Origin of the sequence: Microbacterium sp. SMR1, assembly GCF_003289625.1 — a bacterium.
GTDB lineage: Bacteria > Actinomycetota > Actinomycetes > Actinomycetales > Microbacteriaceae > Microbacterium > Microbacterium plantarum.
Genome location: NZ_QMBN01000003.1, coordinates 473,346 through 491,356 on the forward strand (window position 1 = coordinate 473,346; position 18,011 = coordinate 491,356).

Annotated in this window: 14 protein-coding genes; 7 read left to right on the forward strand and 7 right to left on the reverse strand. The window is 67.0% G+C overall.

Features of this window, described 5'->3' with window-relative positions; all coding sequences use genetic code 11:
• Positions 1-5: 5 nt before the first annotated feature.
• Positions 6-1,919: a glycosyltransferase gene (locus DO944_RS11960; protein ID WP_112617360.1), complete on the forward strand. Its 1,914-nt coding sequence runs from the start codon at positions 6-8 to the stop codon at positions 1,917-1,919.
• Positions 1,920-1,922: 3 nt separating this feature from the next.
• Here DO944_RS11960 and DO944_RS11965 read toward each other — a convergent pair whose 3' ends face one another.
• The 7 genes from DO944_RS11965 to glf all read right to left on the reverse strand — a co-directional run bounded on the left by DO944_RS11965 (position 1,923) and on the right by glf (position 10,240).
• Positions 1,923-2,666: an ABC transporter ATP-binding protein gene (locus DO944_RS11965; RefSeq protein WP_112617361.1), complete on the reverse strand. Its 744-nt coding sequence runs from the start codon at positions 2,664-2,666 to the stop codon at positions 1,923-1,925.
• Positions 2,666-3,457: an ABC transporter permease gene (locus DO944_RS11970; protein ID WP_112617362.1), complete on the reverse strand. Its 792-nt coding sequence runs from the start codon at positions 3,455-3,457 to the stop codon at positions 2,666-2,668. The genes DO944_RS11965 and DO944_RS11970 overlap by 1 nt, the downstream gene beginning before the upstream one ends.
• A gap of 108 nt (positions 3,458-3,565) precedes the next feature.
• Entirely contained in the window at positions 3,566-4,789 is a 1,224-nt protein-coding gene (locus DO944_RS11975; protein ID WP_112617363.1) for a glycosyltransferase family 2 protein, read from the reverse strand.
• 49 nt (positions 4,790-4,838) lie between these two features.
• The gene (locus DO944_RS11980) at positions 4,839-6,068 is read right to left on the reverse strand and encodes an ABC transporter ATP-binding protein (protein ID WP_112617364.1); all 1,230 of its coding nucleotides are present in this window, start codon (positions 6,066-6,068) and stop codon (positions 4,839-4,841) included.
• Positions 6,068-6,973, reverse strand: coding sequence for an ABC transporter permease (locus DO944_RS11985; RefSeq protein WP_112617365.1), 906 nt, complete (start codon positions 6,971-6,973; stop codon positions 6,068-6,070). The genes DO944_RS11980 and DO944_RS11985 overlap by 1 nt, the downstream gene beginning before the upstream one ends.
• 80 nt (positions 6,974-7,053) lie before the next feature.
• Positions 7,054-9,096, reverse strand: a complete 2,043-nt coding sequence (locus DO944_RS11990) for an acyltransferase family protein (RefSeq protein ID WP_181574227.1) — start codon at positions 9,094-9,096, stop codon at positions 7,054-7,056.
• 7 nt (positions 9,097-9,103) lie between these two features.
• Positions 9,104-10,240, reverse strand: coding sequence for a UDP-galactopyranose mutase (glf, locus tag DO944_RS11995; protein ID WP_112617367.1), 1,137 nt, complete (start codon positions 10,238-10,240; stop codon positions 9,104-9,106).
• A gap of 166 nt (positions 10,241-10,406) precedes the next feature.
• Here glf and DO944_RS15685 point away from each other — a divergent pair, with 166 nt between their 5' ends.
• Genes DO944_RS15685 through DO944_RS12020 form a run of 6 tightly spaced genes read left to right on the forward strand, consistent with a single transcriptional unit; the run spans position 10,407 to position 17,985 of the window.
• Positions 10,407-12,323, forward strand: a complete 1,917-nt coding sequence (locus DO944_RS15685) for a DUF6541 family protein (protein ID WP_181574228.1) — start codon at positions 10,407-10,409, stop codon at positions 12,321-12,323.
• Between the two features lie 2 nt (positions 12,324-12,325).
• Entirely contained in the window at positions 12,326-13,522 is a 1,197-nt protein-coding gene (locus DO944_RS12000) for a glycosyltransferase family 4 protein (RefSeq protein WP_181574229.1), read from the forward strand.
• Positions 13,519-14,718 carry a glycosyltransferase family 2 protein gene (locus DO944_RS12005; protein WP_258524708.1) on the forward strand — a complete coding sequence of 400 codons (1,200 nt, stop codon included), beginning with the start codon at positions 13,519-13,521 and terminating at the stop codon, positions 14,716-14,718. The genes DO944_RS12000 and DO944_RS12005 overlap by 4 nt, the downstream gene beginning before the upstream one ends.
• A gap of 6 nt (positions 14,719-14,724) precedes the next feature.
• Positions 14,725-15,858: a glycosyltransferase family 1 protein gene (locus tag DO944_RS12010; protein ID WP_112617369.1), complete on the forward strand. Its 1,134-nt coding sequence runs from the start codon at positions 14,725-14,727 to the stop codon at positions 15,856-15,858.
• Positions 15,851-17,089 (forward strand): lipopolysaccharide biosynthesis protein, encoded by a 1,239-nt coding sequence (locus DO944_RS12015; RefSeq protein ID WP_146752038.1) that lies wholly within the window; start codon positions 15,851-15,853, stop codon positions 17,087-17,089. The genes DO944_RS12010 and DO944_RS12015 overlap by 8 nt, the downstream gene beginning before the upstream one ends.
• Positions 17,086-17,985, forward strand: a complete 900-nt coding sequence (locus DO944_RS12020) for a glycosyltransferase family 2 protein (protein WP_112617371.1) — start codon at positions 17,086-17,088, stop codon at positions 17,983-17,985. Before DO944_RS12015 ends, DO944_RS12020 begins: the two co-directional genes overlap by 4 nt.
• Positions 17,986-18,011: the final 26 nt, after the last annotated feature.

The window sequence follows — 18,011 nt, forward strand, 5'->3', positions numbered from 1 at the left end:
AGACCATGACTCACCTGCTGCAGCGCGCCGTGCTCCCGCTCGAGCACGACCCCGACCTCCTTCCCCTCTACGTCGACCCCGAGACGTGGACCGAGATCGACGAGGAGCCGGTGCGCGTCTCGTCGCGGGCCCAGCTGTCGAACATCCTCGGCCGCTCGGAGGCGCGCATCGTGGGCGGGCGGCGGGTGTCGTTCGGCACCTACTTCAACGCCTTCCCGGCCTCGTACTGGCAGCACTGGACCCCGGTCCGCGACGTGACGCTGACGGTGCGCACCGAGGGGCCGGCCACCGTCCTCGTCTACCGTTCCAACGGCGGCGGCACCCGCCAGCGCCTGGAGACCCGCGAGGTCACCGGGGAGGCGACGAGCACCTTCGACCTCACCCTCAACCAGTACAGCGACGGCGGGTGGATCTGGTTCGACATCGCCGCCGACCGCGAGGACGCCCGGTTCCTCGGGGCGGAATGGACGACCGAGCAGGAACCGGCCCGGACGGGCAAGGCCTCGCTCGGCATCACGACGTACAACAAGCCCGACTACTGCGTCGCGACCCTCCGCGCCCTCGACGAGGCGCCCGACGTGCTCGAGCTGGTCGATCGCATCTTCCTCATCGACCAGGGAACGGACCGCGTCGACGCTCAGCACGACTTCTCCGACGTCGCCGACAGTCTCGGCGAGACGCTTCAGATCATCACACAGCCAAACCTCGGCGGCTCGGGCGGCTTTGCTCGCGCAATGCACGAGACCCTGCAGCGGCCGGACAGCGACTTCGTGCAGCTTCTCGACGACGACGTCCGCATCGAGCCCGAGTCGCTCCGCCGGTCGATCGTTTTCGGCCGGTACGCGACGACGCCGACGATCGTCGGCGCCCACATGTTCGACCTGCTCGATCGCCCGAAGCTCCACGCCTGGGCCGAGGTCGTCGACGACGTGCCGTTCATGTGGCGCACGCTGCAGCAGGAGAAGATGCCGCACGACTTCTCCGTGGCGAACCTGCGGCAGTCCCCCGAGCTGCACATGCGGCTCGACGCCGACTACAACGGTTGGTGGATGTGCCTCATCCCGGTCGAGGTCATCCGTCAGGTCGGGCTCTCCTTGCCCGCCTTCATCAAGTGGGACGACGCCGAATACTGCCTGCGAGCCCGCGACGCCGGGTTCCCGACCGTCTCGATGCCCGGGGTCGCGCTCTGGCACGTGTCGTGGGTCGGCAAGGACGACTCCATCGACTGGCAGGCCTACTTCCACGCCCGCAACCGGATCGTCGCCGCGCTGCTGCACTCGAACAGCCCGCGAGGCGGAACCCTGCTGCGACACAGCCGACGGCTCGACCTCAAGCACCTCATGATGATGCAGTACTACCCGGTCGAGCTGCGTCATCGCGCACTGCGCGACATCCTCTCGGGGCCTGAGCACATGGCGGCGGGGATCGCGACGGCCATGCCCGCCGCGCGGGCTCTCCAGAAAGATTTCCCTGAGACGATCGTGCATCGCGACACGGGCGTGCCGCTCCGCTCGCGCAAGGGCCGCCAGGTCTTCAAGCGTCTGCCCCGTCACACCTTCGACAGCCCGACGGGCCTCAAGCTCCGGTGGTTCACCGTGTCGACGCTCGCCTCGCACTGGCTCCACACGCCTCGACCCGAGAACGTCGCGCAGCCCGAGGTCGAGTTCGGCAAGGGCGACGCGAACTGGTGGCGGGTGCCGCGCTACGACAGCGCCCTCGTGAGCGCAGCCGACGGGTCCGGCAAGACCATCTACACGCGCGATCGGGCAACCTTCCGACGTATGCTGCGTGAGAGCCTGCGACTGCACGCGCAGCTCAAGCGCGACTGGCCGAAGCTGTCACGGCGCTACCGTCGCGCGATGGGGCAGCTGACGTCCCCCGAGTCGTGGGAGCGGATCTTCGACCCGGCGGAGGGCTGAGCCTCAGGCTCCGCCGTTGTGGTCCTCGTTGTACCGGTCGAGCACGTCGCCGATAGGCCCGTCGAGGACCAGTGACCCCTTGTCGAGGTAGAGGCCCCGCGTGCAGAAACGTCGCAGGTCCTTCTCGTTGTGGCTGACGAAGAAGAGCGTCCGGCCCTCGGCGAGCAGTTCGTCGATGCGCTTGTAGCACTTCGCACGGAACGCACGGTCGCCGACGGCGAGCACCTCGTCGACGAGGAGGATCGGCTCGTCCAGCTGCGACACCACCGAGAACGCCAGGCGCACCTTCATGCCGTTCGAGAGGTGCTTGTAGGGGGTGTCGACGAAATCACCGATCTCAGCGAATTCGATGATGTCATCGAAGCGGCGGTTGACCTCGGCCTTCGACATTCCGTGCAGACCCGCCGTCAGGCGCACATTCTCCCGCACGGTGAGATCGCCGACGAAACCGCCCGTAATCTCGATGAGCGGCGCCACCCCACCGTTCACATCGACGCGGCCCTCATCCGGCAGCAGAACCCCGGCGACGAGCTTGAGGAGCGTCGACTTACCCTGTCCGTTGCGTCCGACCACGCCGATCGACTCCCCCGATTCGACCGAGAATGAGACGTTGCGAAGCGCCCAGAACTCGCCGGGACGGCTGCGGCGTGACGCACCTCCGAACAAGTCTTTGAGGTTGCGTCGTCCGCGGCGGTTACGGCGGAAGCGGACGCCGAGGTCGCGCACCTCGATCGCGGGTCCCGTCATCACAGCTCCTTCAGCACCGGACGCTCGAGGCGCGAGAAGACGAGGAGGCCGAGGCCGAAGATCAGGATGCTGGCGGCGGCCCCCACGATCACGGACAGCGTGTCCCACTGGTCGGGGAAGAACCCGACGCGGTAGAGCGTGAAGATGCCGGCCAGGGGGTTGAATGCGCCGATCTCTTTGAACACGCCCGGCAGGTCGGCCACGCCGTAGATGATCGGAGACGCGTAGAACAGTGCCCGCAGGACGAGGCGAGTGGTGCGCTCAAGGTCACCCCAGAGGACGCAGAGCGGCGCAACGATGAGCCCGAGGCCGAGCAGCAGGATCACCTGCAGAACGACGGCCACGGGGAAGAGCAGAAGCGCCGCGTCGACCGTCGCTCCCCCGAAGATCGCGAACACCGCGAGCACCGGGAGCGAGAAGAGGAACTCGATGCCCTTGCTCAGGACGATGCGTCCCACCCAGATCGAGCGCGGAATGGAGGTCGATCGCACCAGCCTCGCGTCCTTATTGAAGGCGCGTGTGAAGTCGGTGACCGCCGAGTTGAACCACACCCACGGCAGCAGGGCAGTGATGAGAAACACGATGTAGGGGTTCTCGCCGACATCGCGGTGGAAGACCTGCGTGAAGACGAACCAGTAGATCCCGCTCATTACGAGCGGGTCCAGGACCGACCAGAAGTAACCGAGCGCGCTCGTGGAGTAACGCACGCGGAGGTCGCGCGCCGACAGCAACCACAGGGAGTGGAGGTAGCGCCGCGGCGATCCGGGGGCGCCGACGACGGCGGGACTCACGCGTTCGATCCTACGCGGCGTAAATGCGCGACGGCGCTTCGCCTTCACCCTCTCACACCGCGCGTAGGGCGTCGCGGGAACGCGATACTCCGAGTAAACGAAACAGCCCTAACCGACGCCGGCACGGTTGGTGTGTCTTCGGAACCAATCGAGCGGGGCGGCAGCTAGCCGCACGGCTCGAAAGGTGCGGCTAGCTCGCACGCTCTCCAGCGCGCGTCGCGCGACCTCAGCATCAGCGACAGCCTCGGCCGCTTCAAGCCGTAGACGGCCAATCTCATGTTGTGCGGCCGTCAGGCGGTCCTCAAGCTCGGAAGCCCGCCCCTGGGTGAGAGCGACTTCGTTCCTCGCGTCCTGCGCTTCTGCTGCCGCTCGCGACCGCTCCTCCTCGATTAGCAGGACAGCGCGAGCCACAGCCGTGGCTGCCTCCCGCTCTGCAGCGTGATAGACGTGATCTTCGGTCGAGACGAGGGCAGCACGAATGAGGTCGGGTCGGCGGGTGGACGGACGATTCGCGAGTTCCGTCAGCGCCGACATGAGCCAATCATCACACCGAAGACGTTGCCCGGGGCGCTCGGAGCGCGGGTGTCGATAGAGATAGATCTCTTCCAGCACACCAGCGCGGAAGAAGCGGTAATCCCTCATTCCATGGTGCCTCGGGCTCGGCGTGAGCCCCGGGTTGGAGTCGTAAGCGCGCCCAGCATTGATCACCTTCTTCGAGAACTGGTCATAGGAGCGCCACGGAAAGTGAAGGCTCTCTAACTCCAGCCCGGGGGGGAGCTCACCTCGGCTAGGAATACTGACGAAGTGATTACCCTGCGAGACGGTGACGTCAGGCGCGCCTACGTGCACCGCGTCAGGAGTCGCGTGGGCATGCAGCCCCGCTTGCCAGTAGAGATCATCCTCAGGACGCTCATCCCGCAGCGTTAGCCGCGCGAGGCCCGCGCCGGATCTCGCCGGGGCCCCGGTCATATCGATGACCGGTACGACAACAGACCCGAGAGAGCTGGGCATCCGCGAGAACAGTGTTCTGAGGTCCAGCGAGCGGTCGACGGGAACAAAGAACTCGTCCGCGTCGGCATTGATCACCCAATCGGCTGAAAACTCGGAGTACGCGCGCCTCGCCATCTCCGTGACACGTGCCGACTGATTCTTGTCGTGATCAGGGTGATCGATGACGACGATGCGAGTATCTTCCTCGTACTCGGCGAGCACCTCTCGCGTACCATCGATGGACCCGTTGTCAGTGATGATGAGGACGTCGACACCAGCGCTCAGGTGATACTCGATCATCGGAGCGATGATGTCTACTTCGTCGCGCACCATCAGGGTCATAGCAAGAACCACGGAACTAGCCTAGGCGAACGTACGTCACGTTGAACCGCTACCTCACCTGCGAGATGAGACGCGCATCCGCGTGCAAGGTCCCCGTCCTGCGCTCATCCATCGGCACGAAGAACTGAGCGCCCTGCCACAGGACATCCAGACGACGATTGTTGGCATCGAGGACGTCCGCGTTGACGAAGTATTGGCCGCCCCCGAAGGTACTGTTCGGGATCAAGTACTCGACCGTCGCCTCGCCGGACCCGATCTCGGAGTGATATGAGCCGAGGCGTTTGACGCCCGTACCGAAGACCTGCTGACCCGACGGGGTGTCGATGCTGAAGGTCGTGTACCAGCGAGAGTGAGCGTCCGTATGCGAGACGACTATCCGGATGATCATGTCCTCACCCGGCTTGACATCCTTCAGCGGTTGCCTGGCGGAGTTCAGGACCTCGATGGAACGGACTACGGAGGCCTTGACTTGCTCCTCCTCGACGACCGTTTCCGCCACGTTTGCTTTGCGTCTCCCCTCGAGAATGTCGCGATGCACCCGTGTCGCATCCGCGGCGGTACCGACATAGGCGACGGTCCCGTCATGGAGAACCACCCCGCGGTCACAAACCTCCATGACCTGCGACGCCGAGTGGGACACGAGAATGATCGTGCGTCCTTCGTTCTGGAACTGACGGATCTTGTCCATGCACTTGCGCTGGAACGCCTCGTCGCCGACGGCGAGGACCTCATCGACGAGCAGGAGGTCGGGGTCGGTGTGAACGGCGACGGCGAACGCCAGTCGTACGTACATCCCCGATGAGTAGAACTTCACCTGGGTGTCGATGAAGTCGCCGATCTCGGCGAACGCGACGATGCTGTCGAACTGCGCGTCAGTCTCCGCCTTGGACAGGCCGAGGATAGAGGCATTGAGATACACATTGTCCCGGCCCGATAGATCCGGGTGGAAGCCGGCTCCGAGTTCGAGAAGGGCAGCCATACGACCGCGACGTCGCACCGACCCGGACGAGGGGTCGATGATTCCTCCGATGATCTTGAGCAGCGTGCTCTTGCCCGAACCGTTCGGCCCCATCAAACCGATGGACGTGCCCGCCGGAATCGAGAACGACACGTTCTTCAGCGAGTCGAACTTCTCGCGATGGATACGACCCTGTCTCCCGAAGGTGACAACCCGCTCTTTGAGCGAGTTGTCACGACGCATGATGAAGTGCTTGGAGACGTCATCCACGACGACGATCTCGGGGTGTCCCGTACCAGGTTCCACATCAATGACGTTCATCACAGCTCCTGAGCGAAGTTGCCCTGCAGACGCGAGAAGACACGCTGACAGAGCCAGAGAACAACGAGACCGATCCCGAACGCGATCAGCATTCGGATTCCAAGGTGGGCAGGGTAATCGGCCGGGGTGCCGGACACCCAGAAGGCGCGATGGAACCCCAGCACCGCGAGGGTCAGCGGACTGTTGGTGTAGACCTCGAGAAGCCATCCCGGGAAGCGGAACTGCTCGAAGACCGAGTTGACCATCGTCCAGCCGTAGACGATCGGTGAAGCCCACATCGCCAGCATCAGCACGACCTGGGTCAGGTACTGCACGTCGCGGAGGTAGACGTTCAGGGCGGACAGCAGGATGCCGGCCGCGAGCCCGTACACCACCACGAGGGCGATGGCAGGCAGCGCGTAGACCAGGCCCCCTGAGAGCGGCGGAGCTCCCAGGACGATGCAGGCAGTCAAGAGGACCAGGAGCTGCACGCAGAATGTGAACGAGGCAGAGCCGACGCTCGCCAGTGGGAAGATCTCGCGCGGTACATAGACCTTCTTGACCAGTCCAGCATTTTGCACCACCGACGCGGTCGAGCCCGAGAGCATCTCCGAGAAGAACGCGTAGATCGTCAGTCCCGAGAAAACGTAGATGGCGAAGTCCGGGATACCTCGGGCGGCACCGAGGAACTGTCCCATCACAACGTAGTAGACGGTGAGCTGAACAATGGGATTGATGAGAACCCAGAGGAGCCCCAGCACGCTGTCCTTGTATCGCGCCTTGATGTCCCGACGCACGAGAAGCCCGAGGAGCTGACGGTGCGCGATCACTGCGCGCAGAGAGGGCAAGAAGCCGGATCCAGCGGTGATCGGAGCCAGGGGTAGGGTCGCGAGGCGACGGTAGCGTGAGTCAGCGTTTTCAGTCACGAGGGTTGTTCCATTCTGTACGCCGAGCACACCGGCAAAGGATACAGGCGGGCGTCTGTGAGTCGACCCAGCCCGGGACTTCAGCCACGTGTCAACTCCCCCAGCTGGGTCTCCAGCACCGGCGCGAGAGTCCGTGCGTAGGAGCTGGAGAGGTGGTTGTCGTCGCGGTAGACGGCGACATTGCCGACGACGGCGGGGCAGACGTCATCCGGACAGATCCACTCCGTCAGGTCGACATGCGTGATGCTGTCGCGCTGCAGGATGCGCGCCGGATTGGCCGCCGCCAGCGAGCTACCGCGCGGCATGGAGCACCGCTCCGGGTCGTCAGATTCGATGACGCAGCCGAACATGTCGTATCCGAACCTGGGGTTGTCGCGCACGGCGATGATCGGGATGTCGGCTGCGTCCATGCGGTCGAGGAACCGCTCGATTCCCGGCCGGAGGCGCTCGTCCTCGTCGCTCGCATCAGCGGCGGTGACGATGGTCATGACCGCCGACGGTTTGATCGCCTCCACGTGACGGATCGCCGCTTCGCGCCACTGCGGGCAGAACTCGGGATCGAACCCGGGGTCATCGAGGCCCATGGCGCAGCCACCACGCACGAGAGTGATGACGCCCCAGCCGCGCTGCTCCGCGATCGGCACGAGCGCCGCCGTCATCTGCTGCGCGTGCGAGTCGCCGATCACCGCGATGAGCTCGCTCGCTCGCTGAGTGCCCGGCCTCTCGAAGCAGGAGCCGTGCAGGATGTCGTCGGTGATTGCGCGCACCCCGCTGCACTCAAGTTCGAGCTGCACCCATTCGTCCTCGATCGCCGTCGCGAGCGGGATCATCGGCAGCTCCGGGTCAGGTTCGGAGACCTCATCGTCGAAGAGCACGTGCGCCCCGGGGTTCGCGCTCAGCTGCTGCTCCGCGATCCGCTGCTCGCGGTACGCGGTCACACCCTGCCATGTGCCGACGGGGACCAGGACGACCAAAGCGGCGACCGCGACGACCGCGACGGAGGGCATGACGCCGCGTTCCGAGCGTCGCCACTGTCGTACGGGGTGGTCCACCGCGAACGTCAGCAATCGCGCGCCTGCCAGCGAGGCCAAGACGATCGCCACGCCGCCCAACGCTCCGACCTCCGTGCGCTCGCGCACGACGAGCCACGTGACGAGGACCGGCCAGTGCACGAGGTAGAGGGCGTAAGCGTCGCGACCGGCGAGTCGAAGCGGGCGCGACGCGAGGAATCGGGCGGGGCCGCGCCCCGCGTCACCGGTTCCCGAGATCACGATCATCGCGGCGCAGACGACGGGCCAGAGGGCGAGGTACCCGGGGAACCCACCCTCGACGTCGAGCAGCACGCCGCAGGCGAGGAGTCCACCGATACCAACCCACCCGAGGACGGCGCTCACCGTAGGCCCGGGCCGCAGGTACGGGAGCGCGACGACCAGCAACGACCCTGCAGCGAACTCCCACAGCCGAGCGCCCGTGTCGAAGTACGCCAGCTGCTGGGCGGCATCCGTGCGCACGACGGAGTATCCCAGCGAGACCACGAAGACCGCGCCGAAGACCACGGCGACGACCGCGTCCGGAGGCCGCCGGAATCGCCGGATGATCAGCAGGCAGAGCGCGAACAGCACAGCCCACAGCACGAACGCCTGACCCTGCACGGAGAGAGACCAGAAATGCTGGAGCGGGCTAGGCGCCTCCCCGCGGTTGTAGTAGTCCACCGCGTCGGCCGCGAGGATCCAGTTCTGAACGTAGAGCAACGACGCCCACGTCTGTTCCCAGAGCGACCGCCACGTCGTCGCCGGATAGAACAGGCGCGCCAGCAGCAGGACGAGCAGGAGCGTGACCGCGGCGGCGGGCAGGAGACGCCGGAACGTCCCGATCAGCCGGCGGGCGATGTCCGGCGGCGCCCCGGTGTGGATGCGGTGCAGGAAGGTGCGCGTCAGGAAGAACGCGGACAGCATCAGAAAGACGTCAACCCCGCCCGACACGCGCCCAAACCAGACGTGGTACGTCACGACCAGCAGGATGGCGACGGCGCGGAGACCGTCGATGTCGGCGCGGTATCCCCAGCGGTCCGCATCCACCCTCGGTCCGGCGCTACCGCTCACCCGGCCCGTCAGTGAACCCACGACATCCTCATGCGAGGTGGTTGTTCCACATCGACAGCGCCGAGCCGATGGCCATGTGCATGTCGAGGTACTGGTAGGTGCCCAGACGTCCGCCGAAGTGGACGTCCTGCTCACCCTTGGCGAGCTCGCGATAGGCGAGGAGACCCGCGCGGTCGTCGGCCGTGTTGACCGGGTAATAGGGCTCGTCCGCACGAGTCGCGAAGCGGGAGTACTCCCGGACGATCACGGTCTTGTCGGTCGGGTATCGATCAGCACGCTCGGGGTGGAAGTGCTTGAACTCGTGGATGCGCGTGTACGGCGCATCGGCGTCGGCGTAGTTCATGACGCTCGTGCCCTGGAAGTCGGGGATGTCGAGGACGTCCTGCTCGAAGTCGAGCGTGCGCCACGACAGCTCACCCTCGGTGTAGTCGAAGTAGCGATCCACGGGACCGGTGTAGACGATCGGCACCTGACCAACGGTGGACTTCTTGTTGAGCTGCTGCGACTCGTCGAAGAAGTCGGTGCTCAGCTTCACCTCGATGTTGGGGTGATCCGCCATGCGCTCGAGCCAGGCGGTGTAGCCGTCGACCGGGAGACCTTCCCAGGTGTCGTTGAAGTAGCGGTTGTCGTAGGTGTAGCGGACCGGCAGACGCGAGATGATCTCCGCGGGCAGCTCCTTGGGATCGGTCTGCCACTGCTTCGCGGTGTAGTCGCGGATGAACGCCTCGTACAGCGGACGGCCGATCAGGCCGATGGCGCGCTCCTCGAGGTTGTTCGCCTGCTTGGGGTCGAACTCGCCCGCGAGCTCCTGGATGAGGTCGCGTGCTTCACCGGGTGTGTACGCCGCCTGGAAGAACTGGTTGATCGTGCCGAGGTTGATCGGAAGCGGGTACACGACGCCCTTGTGAGTCGTGTAGACGCGGTGGACGTAGCTCGTGAACTGCGTGAACCGGTTGACGTACTCCCACACCGTCGCGTTCGAGGTGTGGAACAGGTGGGCCCCGTACTTGTGTACCTCGATGCCGGTGGTCGGCTCGTTCTCGGTGTAGGCGTTGCCACCGATGTGGTGGCGGCGGTCGATGACCGTCACCTTGCGACCGGATGCCGCGGCACGCTCGGCGATGGTGAGGCCGAAGAAGCCGGAGCCGACGATGAGGAGGTCCATGGGGCGAACGCTTTCGTTTCGGGGCAAGCGAATGGGCGCCCCCGGGCGGGGCGTCACCGATCCTACGCGACGCTTTCCACGGGCCTGAGGAAAGCGTGGGAAAGCCCGATGAAGGCGTCGGCTACGATGGCATGTCGAATTGTCGCAGTGACGGAGTCGGGATCGAATGGACAGCTGGATCAGCATATTTCCGTCGATCCTCGTCGCTGCGCTCCTCCTGATCACCCCGGGCGGCGTCGTGATGGCGGCCGGCTGGGGCGTGCGCAACCCCTCACGCTGGCTCCTCGCTCCGGCTGTCTCGGTCACGATCGCCGCCGTCGCCGCGACGGTCGCCCCGCTCGTCGGTCTGCGTTGGGGTCTGATCCCGCTCGCGATCATCACGGCGGTCGTCGCGGGCATCGGTCTCGTGCTGCGCCGTTTCGCGGGGAGTGACGACGCACCCTCGTCCCGCGGCACACTGCTTGCCGCGGCCGGCGCGCTGGCGGCATCGGCCGGCGGACTGGGCATCCTGTTCGCACGCGCCTTCGGCGGCCCGGAGAACATCGCGCAGCGGTTCGACAACATCGTCCATCTCAACGCGATCGGCCTCGCGGTGAAGAACGGCAGTGCCTCGCCGTTCCAGATCGGCGCAACCTCGGACATCGGCGGCTACCCCAACGCGTGGCACGCCATCACGACGCTCGTCGTCGAGCTGACGGGCGTCTCGGTTCCGGCGGGGATCAACGCCGCGAACCTCGGCGTCGTCGCTATCCTGTGGCCCGCCTCGATCATGGCGCTCGTCGGGGCGATGTTCCATCGTCGCAGAGCCGCCTACGTCGCCGCGGCGGCCCTGTCGGCGGGGTTCGGCGCGTTCCCCGCGCTCTTCCTCAACTGGGGAGTGCTCTACCCCAACCTCGTCGGTTACGCCATGGCTCCCGCCGGGCTCGCCGCCGTGGTCCTCGCGCTCGGCGAGCGCAAGCCCGCTGGGGTCGTTCGGGCGGTGCTCCTCGTGGCTCTCCTCGCCGGCGGCGTCTTCCTCGGACACCCGAACGCCTTCCTGGCCCTCCTCGCCTTCTCCGCCGCGACGGTCCTGAGCACCCTCCTGGCACGCGCGATCACGTCACGGTCACGGCGCGGGTGGTGGACGCTCGCGGCGAGCACGGTGGGCTTCGCGCTGGTCTGCGTCGCGACGTGGTCGGTCTTCCGCACCTCTGCTGAGCACTCGGGATGGAAGCCCTGGCAGAACCTCGCGCAGGCGTTCGGTGAGGCAGCGCTGGCCTCACCTCGGGGATACACGCCGACCATCGTGATCGCCGTTCTCCTCGTGACCGGAGCGGTCGTGGCGGCGCGACGGCCGACGTCGCTCCCTCTGCTCGCGCCATTCGCGGTGGCCGTGCTCTTGTTTGTCGTCGCCTCGGGTCTGCGCATCGACCACCCGGTCCGCGAGTTCCTCACGAACCCCTGGTACAACGACTCGAACCGTCTCGCGGCTCTGCTGCCGATGGCCGCCATCCCGGTCGCCGTCCTCGGCGCACTCGGGATCTACGACGCGGGGCGCCGAGCCCTCGCGCGGCTCTCTGCGCCGAGCTGGGCCCGCGTCCTTGCCCTCGTCGTCGCTGTGATCGCAGTTTTCTCCGTGGCCGTCGGCCCCAACACCCGCATCGCGCTCTCGCAGGTTCGTGAGGCCTACGCCTACACAGACGACTCCGTCCTCCTCACCTCGGACGAACGAGCTCTGCTCGATCGGGTCCCGGAGGAGACCAGCGAGGACGCGCTCATCATCGGAAGCCCGCGGACCGGCGCGTCGCTCGCGCTCGCGCTGTCCGATCGCGAAGTGACCCAGCGGCACATCTTCGGATCTCCCTCCCCCGAACTCGTCTACCTCAACTCGCACCTGCGGAACATCGACACCGACCCGACCGTCTGCTCAACGGTCGACGACCTCGGAATCGACTACGTCCTGGACTTCGGACGGCAGGACGTCATGGACCAGTCGCAGGCCGTGATCTACGACGGCATCCAGGACCTCGCGCCGGGTCGCCACCTCGTGCTCGTGGATTCGGAAGGTCCCGAAGCGCGCCTGTTCCGCATCGAAGGCTGCTGATCGTGGCGTCGCGTCGTCGTCTCGCGGTCGCCTACGACTGCCTCTTCCCCTTCACCACCGGCGGCGGGGAGCGGCAATACCGCGCCTTCGCGGACGAGCTGGCGACGCTCGGGTACGAGGTCGACTACCTCACGTCGCGACAGTGGGAAGATGATGCCGAGCTGCCCGAAGCTTTCACCGTTGTTCCTATCACCGGCCGCCTCTCTCTGTACTCCGGCGATGGGGTCCGGCGCATCCCTGCGGCACTGCGATTCGCCGCCGGCCTGTTCGGGGCCCTCGTGCGTCGGCGTCGTCGATACAGCGCGGTCATCGTGAGCGGACTGCCGATCTTCAACGTGTTCGCCGCCCGCCTCGCTCTGCTCGGATCGCGCACCAGCCTGGTCATTGACTACCTCGAGGTCTGGCCGCGGCGCCAATGGCTCGAATACTCCGGCACCGTCACCGGCACCATCGCCTGGGTGCTCCAACGCGCCGCCATTGCGATCACCCCGCTCGCGACGTGCCACTCGCGACTCAGCGCGACACGGCTACGAAACGAAGGATTGCGCTCCACTCCGATCATCAGCCCGGGCCTCATCGACGCCACGGTGGAAGCGGGCCCGGTCACCTCGGCATCAGAGCCACCGTACGTTCTTTACGTGGGACGTCACATCCCCGACAAGCGGGTCGAAACGCTCCCCGCTGCCGTGGCCGCGGCACGCCGGCAGATACCCGGCCTGCGCCTCGTCGTGCTTGGGCGCGGACCGAGCGGCGACGCCGTGCGCGCCGCCGTCGCGGAGTCCGGTGGCGAGGAGTGGACCGAGTTCCCCGGATTCGTCGACGAGGAGCGACTCGCCCAGCTGATGCACGGGGCCCTCTGCGTCGTCAATCCGTCTCGCCGCGAGGGCTACGGCCTCGTGGTGGTCGAGGCGAACGCGCACGGCACGCCCGTCGTCCTCGTCGCCGACCCCGGCAATGCCGCCACCGAGCTGGTCGAGACCGGAATCAACGGCGTCGTCGCCGATTCCGCGTCGGCTGACGACCTGGCGGCCGCGATCAGCGCCGTCGCCGACGGCGGCGACACTCTTCGTCGCACCGCGCGCGCCTGGTACGACTCCGCCATCGAGACCCGCACAATCCGCCGTACCGTCGAGGGAATCCTCGAAGCCCTCGAAACACCGCGGCGCATCGCCCGGAACACGAAAGAAGACACTCTGTGACTGCTGCATCCCCGTCCACCGAGGTCGAACTGACGATTCTCATGCCGTGCCTCAATGAGGCCGAGACACTCGAAGTCTGCATCCGCAAGGCGCAGGGCTTCCTCGCCCGCACCGGAATCTCAGGTGAAGTCCTCATCTCCGACAACGGCAGCACCGACGGCTCGCAGGAGATCGCGCTCCGCCTGGGCGCACGCGTAGCCGCGGCCAGCCGCCGCGGGTACGGCGCCGCACTGATCAACGGCATCGACAACGCCCGCGGACGCTACATCATCATGGGCGACGCCGACGACAGCTACGACTTCGAGAACCTCGAGCCATTCGTCGAGCGCCTGCGAGCGGGCGCCGACCTCGTGATGGGCAATCGCTTCGCCGGCGGCATCGAGCCCGGTGCCATGCCGCCGCTGCACAAGTACCTGGGCAACCCGGTGCTGTCGACCATCGGTCAGCTCTTCTTCCGCCCCAACGTCCGCGACTTCCACTGCGGTCTTCGCGGATTCAACCGCGATCGGATGCGCGCGCTCGACCTGCAGACCACCGGTATGGAGTTCGCCTCCGAGATGGTGGTGAAGTCCTCCCTCGCGAAGTACCGGATCGAGGAAGTCCCCACCACGCTGAAGAAGGACGGTCGGTCGCGCCCACCGCACCTGCGCAGCTGGCACGACGGCTGGCGCCACCTGCGTTTCCTCCTCCTGTTCGCACCGCGCTGGCTCTTCGTCTACCCCGGCCTCGTGGCGTTCTTCCTCGGCGCCATCGCGGTCGCGGTGCTCGCCTTCGGCGGCGTGGAGATCGGCGGGATCGGCTTCGACGTCACGACGATGGTCTACGCGAGCGCGCTGTGCGTCACGGGCTTCCAAGCCCTTCTGTTCTTCTGGTTGACGAAGCTGTACGCGACGCAGGAGGGCTTCCTGCCGACCAGCGAACGGTATCGGCGCATCGTCGCGAAATGGTCCGCCGAGCGCGGCCTGCTCGCAGGCGTCGCGCTGTTCCTCCTCGGCATCGTCATCGGGATCGTGCAGGTCAGCGTGTGGGGAAGCGCCGACTTCGGCCAGCAGGATGCCGCGCAGGCGGTCCGGATCGCCGTGCCGAGCGCGCTCACCATCATCCTCGGATTCCAGACCATGATGATGAGCTTCTTCTCCGGCGTGCTCACCACCCCGCGCCGAGAGCAGAAACCCGAAGCCGTCATCGAAAGCTGATCGCGGATGCGTATCCTCGTCGACCTTCTGGGGTACAACGGCGGCCGAGGCGGCACTGAGACGTACGTGCGGGAGCTTCTCCCGCGGCTCGCCGGCGTCATGCCCGACGTCGAGTTCGTGGCCCTGACCGGCCGCTCCGGGGCGGCGGCAGTCGCACGCTTCTTCCCCGGGCGGGTTGACACGATCCGGTGGGTCGGCGCGGACCGGGCCACGTGGGCCCTCGGTGAGATCCTCGCCGTCGGTCGACGGGCTCGCCATGCCCGCGCCGACCTTGTCTGGTCGCCCGCGAACTTCGGACCGCTTTCGCGCGGCGCCGTCCCGCGCGTCGTCTCGATCCACGACGTGATCTATCACGAGGTGCCCGGCACAGGCATCGCGCGCCTCCCCCGATCCATCACCGCGTCGCTGATGGATCGGGCAGCAAAAACCGCGGACCGTGTCCTGACCGTCTCGGATGCCGCAGCCGCCGCCATCTCGCATCACCTCGGGCTCGCCGCCGACCGGATCACCGTCGTCCACAACGGGACCGCGCCCTCACGACGCATCGCCGACCCCGAGCCGGCGTTGCGTTCCCTCGGTCTCGACACCGAACGTCCGCTCCTCCTCAGTGCAGGCAACCGTATGCCGCACAAGAACTTCGCGGGGCTGCTCGCCGCGATCGCAACGATCGAGCCGGGCCTGCGGCCCCGAACGGTCGTGGTCGGCGGCGGCGAGCACGACCCCCTCGATGAGACCGTCGCCGCGCTCGGTCTCGAGTCCGACGTCGTGCTCCCAGGCTGGGTGAGCGACGAGCAGCTCGGAGCGCTTTACGCTGCGGCCACGGTCTATGCCTGTCCATCACTAACCGAGGGTTTCGGTCTGCCCGTCGTGGATGCTCTCGGCGCCGGCTGCCTGGTCGTCGCCAACGATGTGCCCGTCCTGCGGGAAGTCGGGGGCGAGCACGCGTTCTACGCCGACGCTCGGAGCCCGCAGCAGTTCGGCCGAGAGATCTCGCGCGTGCTCGAGCTCGAGGCCGGGGAGCGAGAGGAACGCCGCACCGCCGGACGCGCTTGGGCGGAGCGCTTCACCTGGGATGCGTCGGCGCTCGGCGTGGCCGACGTGCTGCGCGCTGCCGCCGGAGCGAGGCACCCGCGTGGCTGAGATCAGCTCGCTGCGGGCACGCCTCTTCGGCTTCACGCTCATTCCAGCGATCGCCGCTGTGTCACCCCTCGTCGTACTGCCGGCGGTGTCTCGCTCCGCGGGCGACGACGGCTGGGCCAGCGCCATCGCCGGCGAATCGGTGGGCACGTTCGCGGCGATCGCCGTCGCGTACGGCTGGACCACCGTCGGCCCCGCGCTCATCGCCGGCACCATTGACTCGGTCAGACGGGGGCGCCTGTATCGGGACGCCGTGGTGGTGCGACTGGCCATGTCCCTGGTGGCGCTGCCGCTGCTCGTCATCCTGTGTGCCGCGGTGGCGGCGCCGGGTCACGCTCTGCTCGCGTCGCTCATGGGGCTGCAAGGCGCCCTGATCGGGCTGTCCTTCACGTGGTTCGCGGTCGGCGTCGGCGACCCACGCTCGATCCTGTTCTACGACGCGATCCCGCGCCTGCTGGTCGCCGTAGCGGCGATGCTCGCGATCGTCAACGGCGTGCCGGTCGAGGTATACCCGATCGTCGGTATCCTCGTCACGCTGGTCGGTACAACGGCATACACCCTGCGACTTCTCCGGCGGTACCCGTCGCCTTGGCCGCCGTTGCGCGAGATACCGGGACTGTTCCGTCTGGGAGCGCCCGTCGCCCTGAACGACGGGGCGCTCGGCGCGTATTCCTCGGTGCCGATGCCGCTCGTCAACACGATCGCGTCGGGCTCGTCCGCCGCCGGTTTCGCGTCAGCCGACAAGCTCGCCAAGCTCGGGCAGTTCCTGCCCCTGACGCTCGCCAACGCCCTGCAGTCCTGGACAGCGGAGGTATCCGGCTTCGAGCGAGGCAAACGACTGCGCGTCGCGCTGCTGATGCACGGCGGCTTCGGGGCTCTCGGCGCCATCGTGCTGGGCTTGGCCGGACCGCCCGTTACCGCCCTGATTTTCGGCGGACGCGCCGGCGCCGCGATGGGCGTCTGCTTCGCGTTGGGGATCGGGTTCGCCATGTACTCGCTCCGCACCTCCATGACGCGCCACGTCCTTTTTCCAGCCGGAGCTCAGAAGAGCGTCATGTGGGCGACGGTCACTGCAACGATCGTGGGCGTGCCGGCCATGCTCGTCGGCGCATGGCTCGCGGGCCCCCTCGGGGTGGCGGTCGGGTTCGCCGTGACGGAGTCCCTGTCGACCGTGCTCCTGGCGCGACGGACGCGTCGTTGCTTCATCGCTCTGGTCGAAGGCGGCGGGGAATGAAAGATCCTCGGCTCCTCCTCGTAGTCTCCACGCTCGGCCGGATCGAATCGCTCGAGCGGCTACTCGAGAGCGTCGCCGGGCAGCTGGCGACAGGCGATCGGCTGGTCATCGTGGCGCAGCGTCGGCTCGATGATGTTGCCGCCAGGGCGTCATACTGGCGGGCGCGATCATCGGGCGACATCCGTGTCGTGACTTCGCCGCTCGGGGCATCCTTAGGTCGCAATACCGGCGTCTGGGAGGGCGCGGACGACATCGATGATGCGTTGGTCATGTTCCCCAACGACACCACGACGTTTCCGGCTGGGAGCGTCATCGCGATTCGTCGGGCGCTCGCGAGCTCCACCGCGGGGGCCGTTCATGTCAAAACTCCCTCGGGCGCACGATTCGATCTGCCGCCCGTGGGCACGCCGCTGGACAACCGCAACGTCTGGTCCGTCATCGAGATGGGGCTCGTGATCCGGCTGCCCGTCTTCCGCGATCTGCGCGGCTTCGACGAGAGCATCGGCACCGGCGCTGCGACGCCCTGGCAGGCAGGCGAAGTAACGGACCTGTTGATGCGGCTGCGAGCTCGACGCCCGGACATCGACACCGCATTCGGCTGGGTGCACGACGCCGAGGCCGAGGTCGGGGGCATCGACGAGACCGCCGGATTGACACGGGCCGAGAGCCGCCGCAAGCTGCGTGCCTATGGGCGCGGGGTCGGGTACGTGTATCGCTGCCACCCGTTTCCGGCGTGGCAGCGATGGGCATTCGTTCTGGCCGGCCTCGCGATCGGTGTGCGTCGCGCCAATGACTACCGGATCACAGACGGATGGACGGCATTCGCCGGCCGGTGGGAGGGCGTTCGCGGCCGCGTCCGACGCGGGGCGGCGGACTCCCGGGCCGTCTCACGCTGACCCGGCGACGGCGTCTGGCAGGATTG

Bases quoted from the DNA above. Each gene is read 5' to 3' on its own strand.
- DO944_RS11960 (WP_112617360.1), top strand. From the start codon at position 6: ATGACTCACCTGCTGCAGCGCGCCGTGCTCCCGCTCGAGCACGACCCC.
- DO944_RS11965 (WP_112617361.1), bottom strand. From the start codon at position 2,666: ATGACGGGACCCGCGATCGAGGTGCGCGACCTCGGCGTCCGCTTCCGC.
- DO944_RS11975 (WP_112617363.1), bottom strand. From the start codon at position 4,789: ATGACCCTGATGGTGCGCGACGAAGTAGACATCATCGCTCCGATGATC.
- DO944_RS11980 (WP_112617364.1), bottom strand. From the start codon at position 6,068: ATGAACGTCATTGATGTGGAACCTGGTACGGGACACCCCGAGATCGTC.
- glf (WP_112617367.1), bottom strand. From the start codon at position 10,240: ATGGACCTCCTCATCGTCGGCTCCGGCTTCTTCGGCCTCACCATCGCC.
- DO944_RS15685 (WP_181574228.1), top strand. From the start codon at position 10,407: ATGGACAGCTGGATCAGCATATTTCCGTCGATCCTCGTCGCTGCGCTC.
- DO944_RS12010 (WP_112617369.1), top strand. From the start codon at position 14,725: ATGCGTATCCTCGTCGACCTTCTGGGGTACAACGGCGGCCGAGGCGGC.
- DO944_RS12020 (WP_112617371.1), top strand. From the start codon at position 17,086: ATGAAAGATCCTCGGCTCCTCCTCGTAGTCTCCACGCTCGGCCGGATC.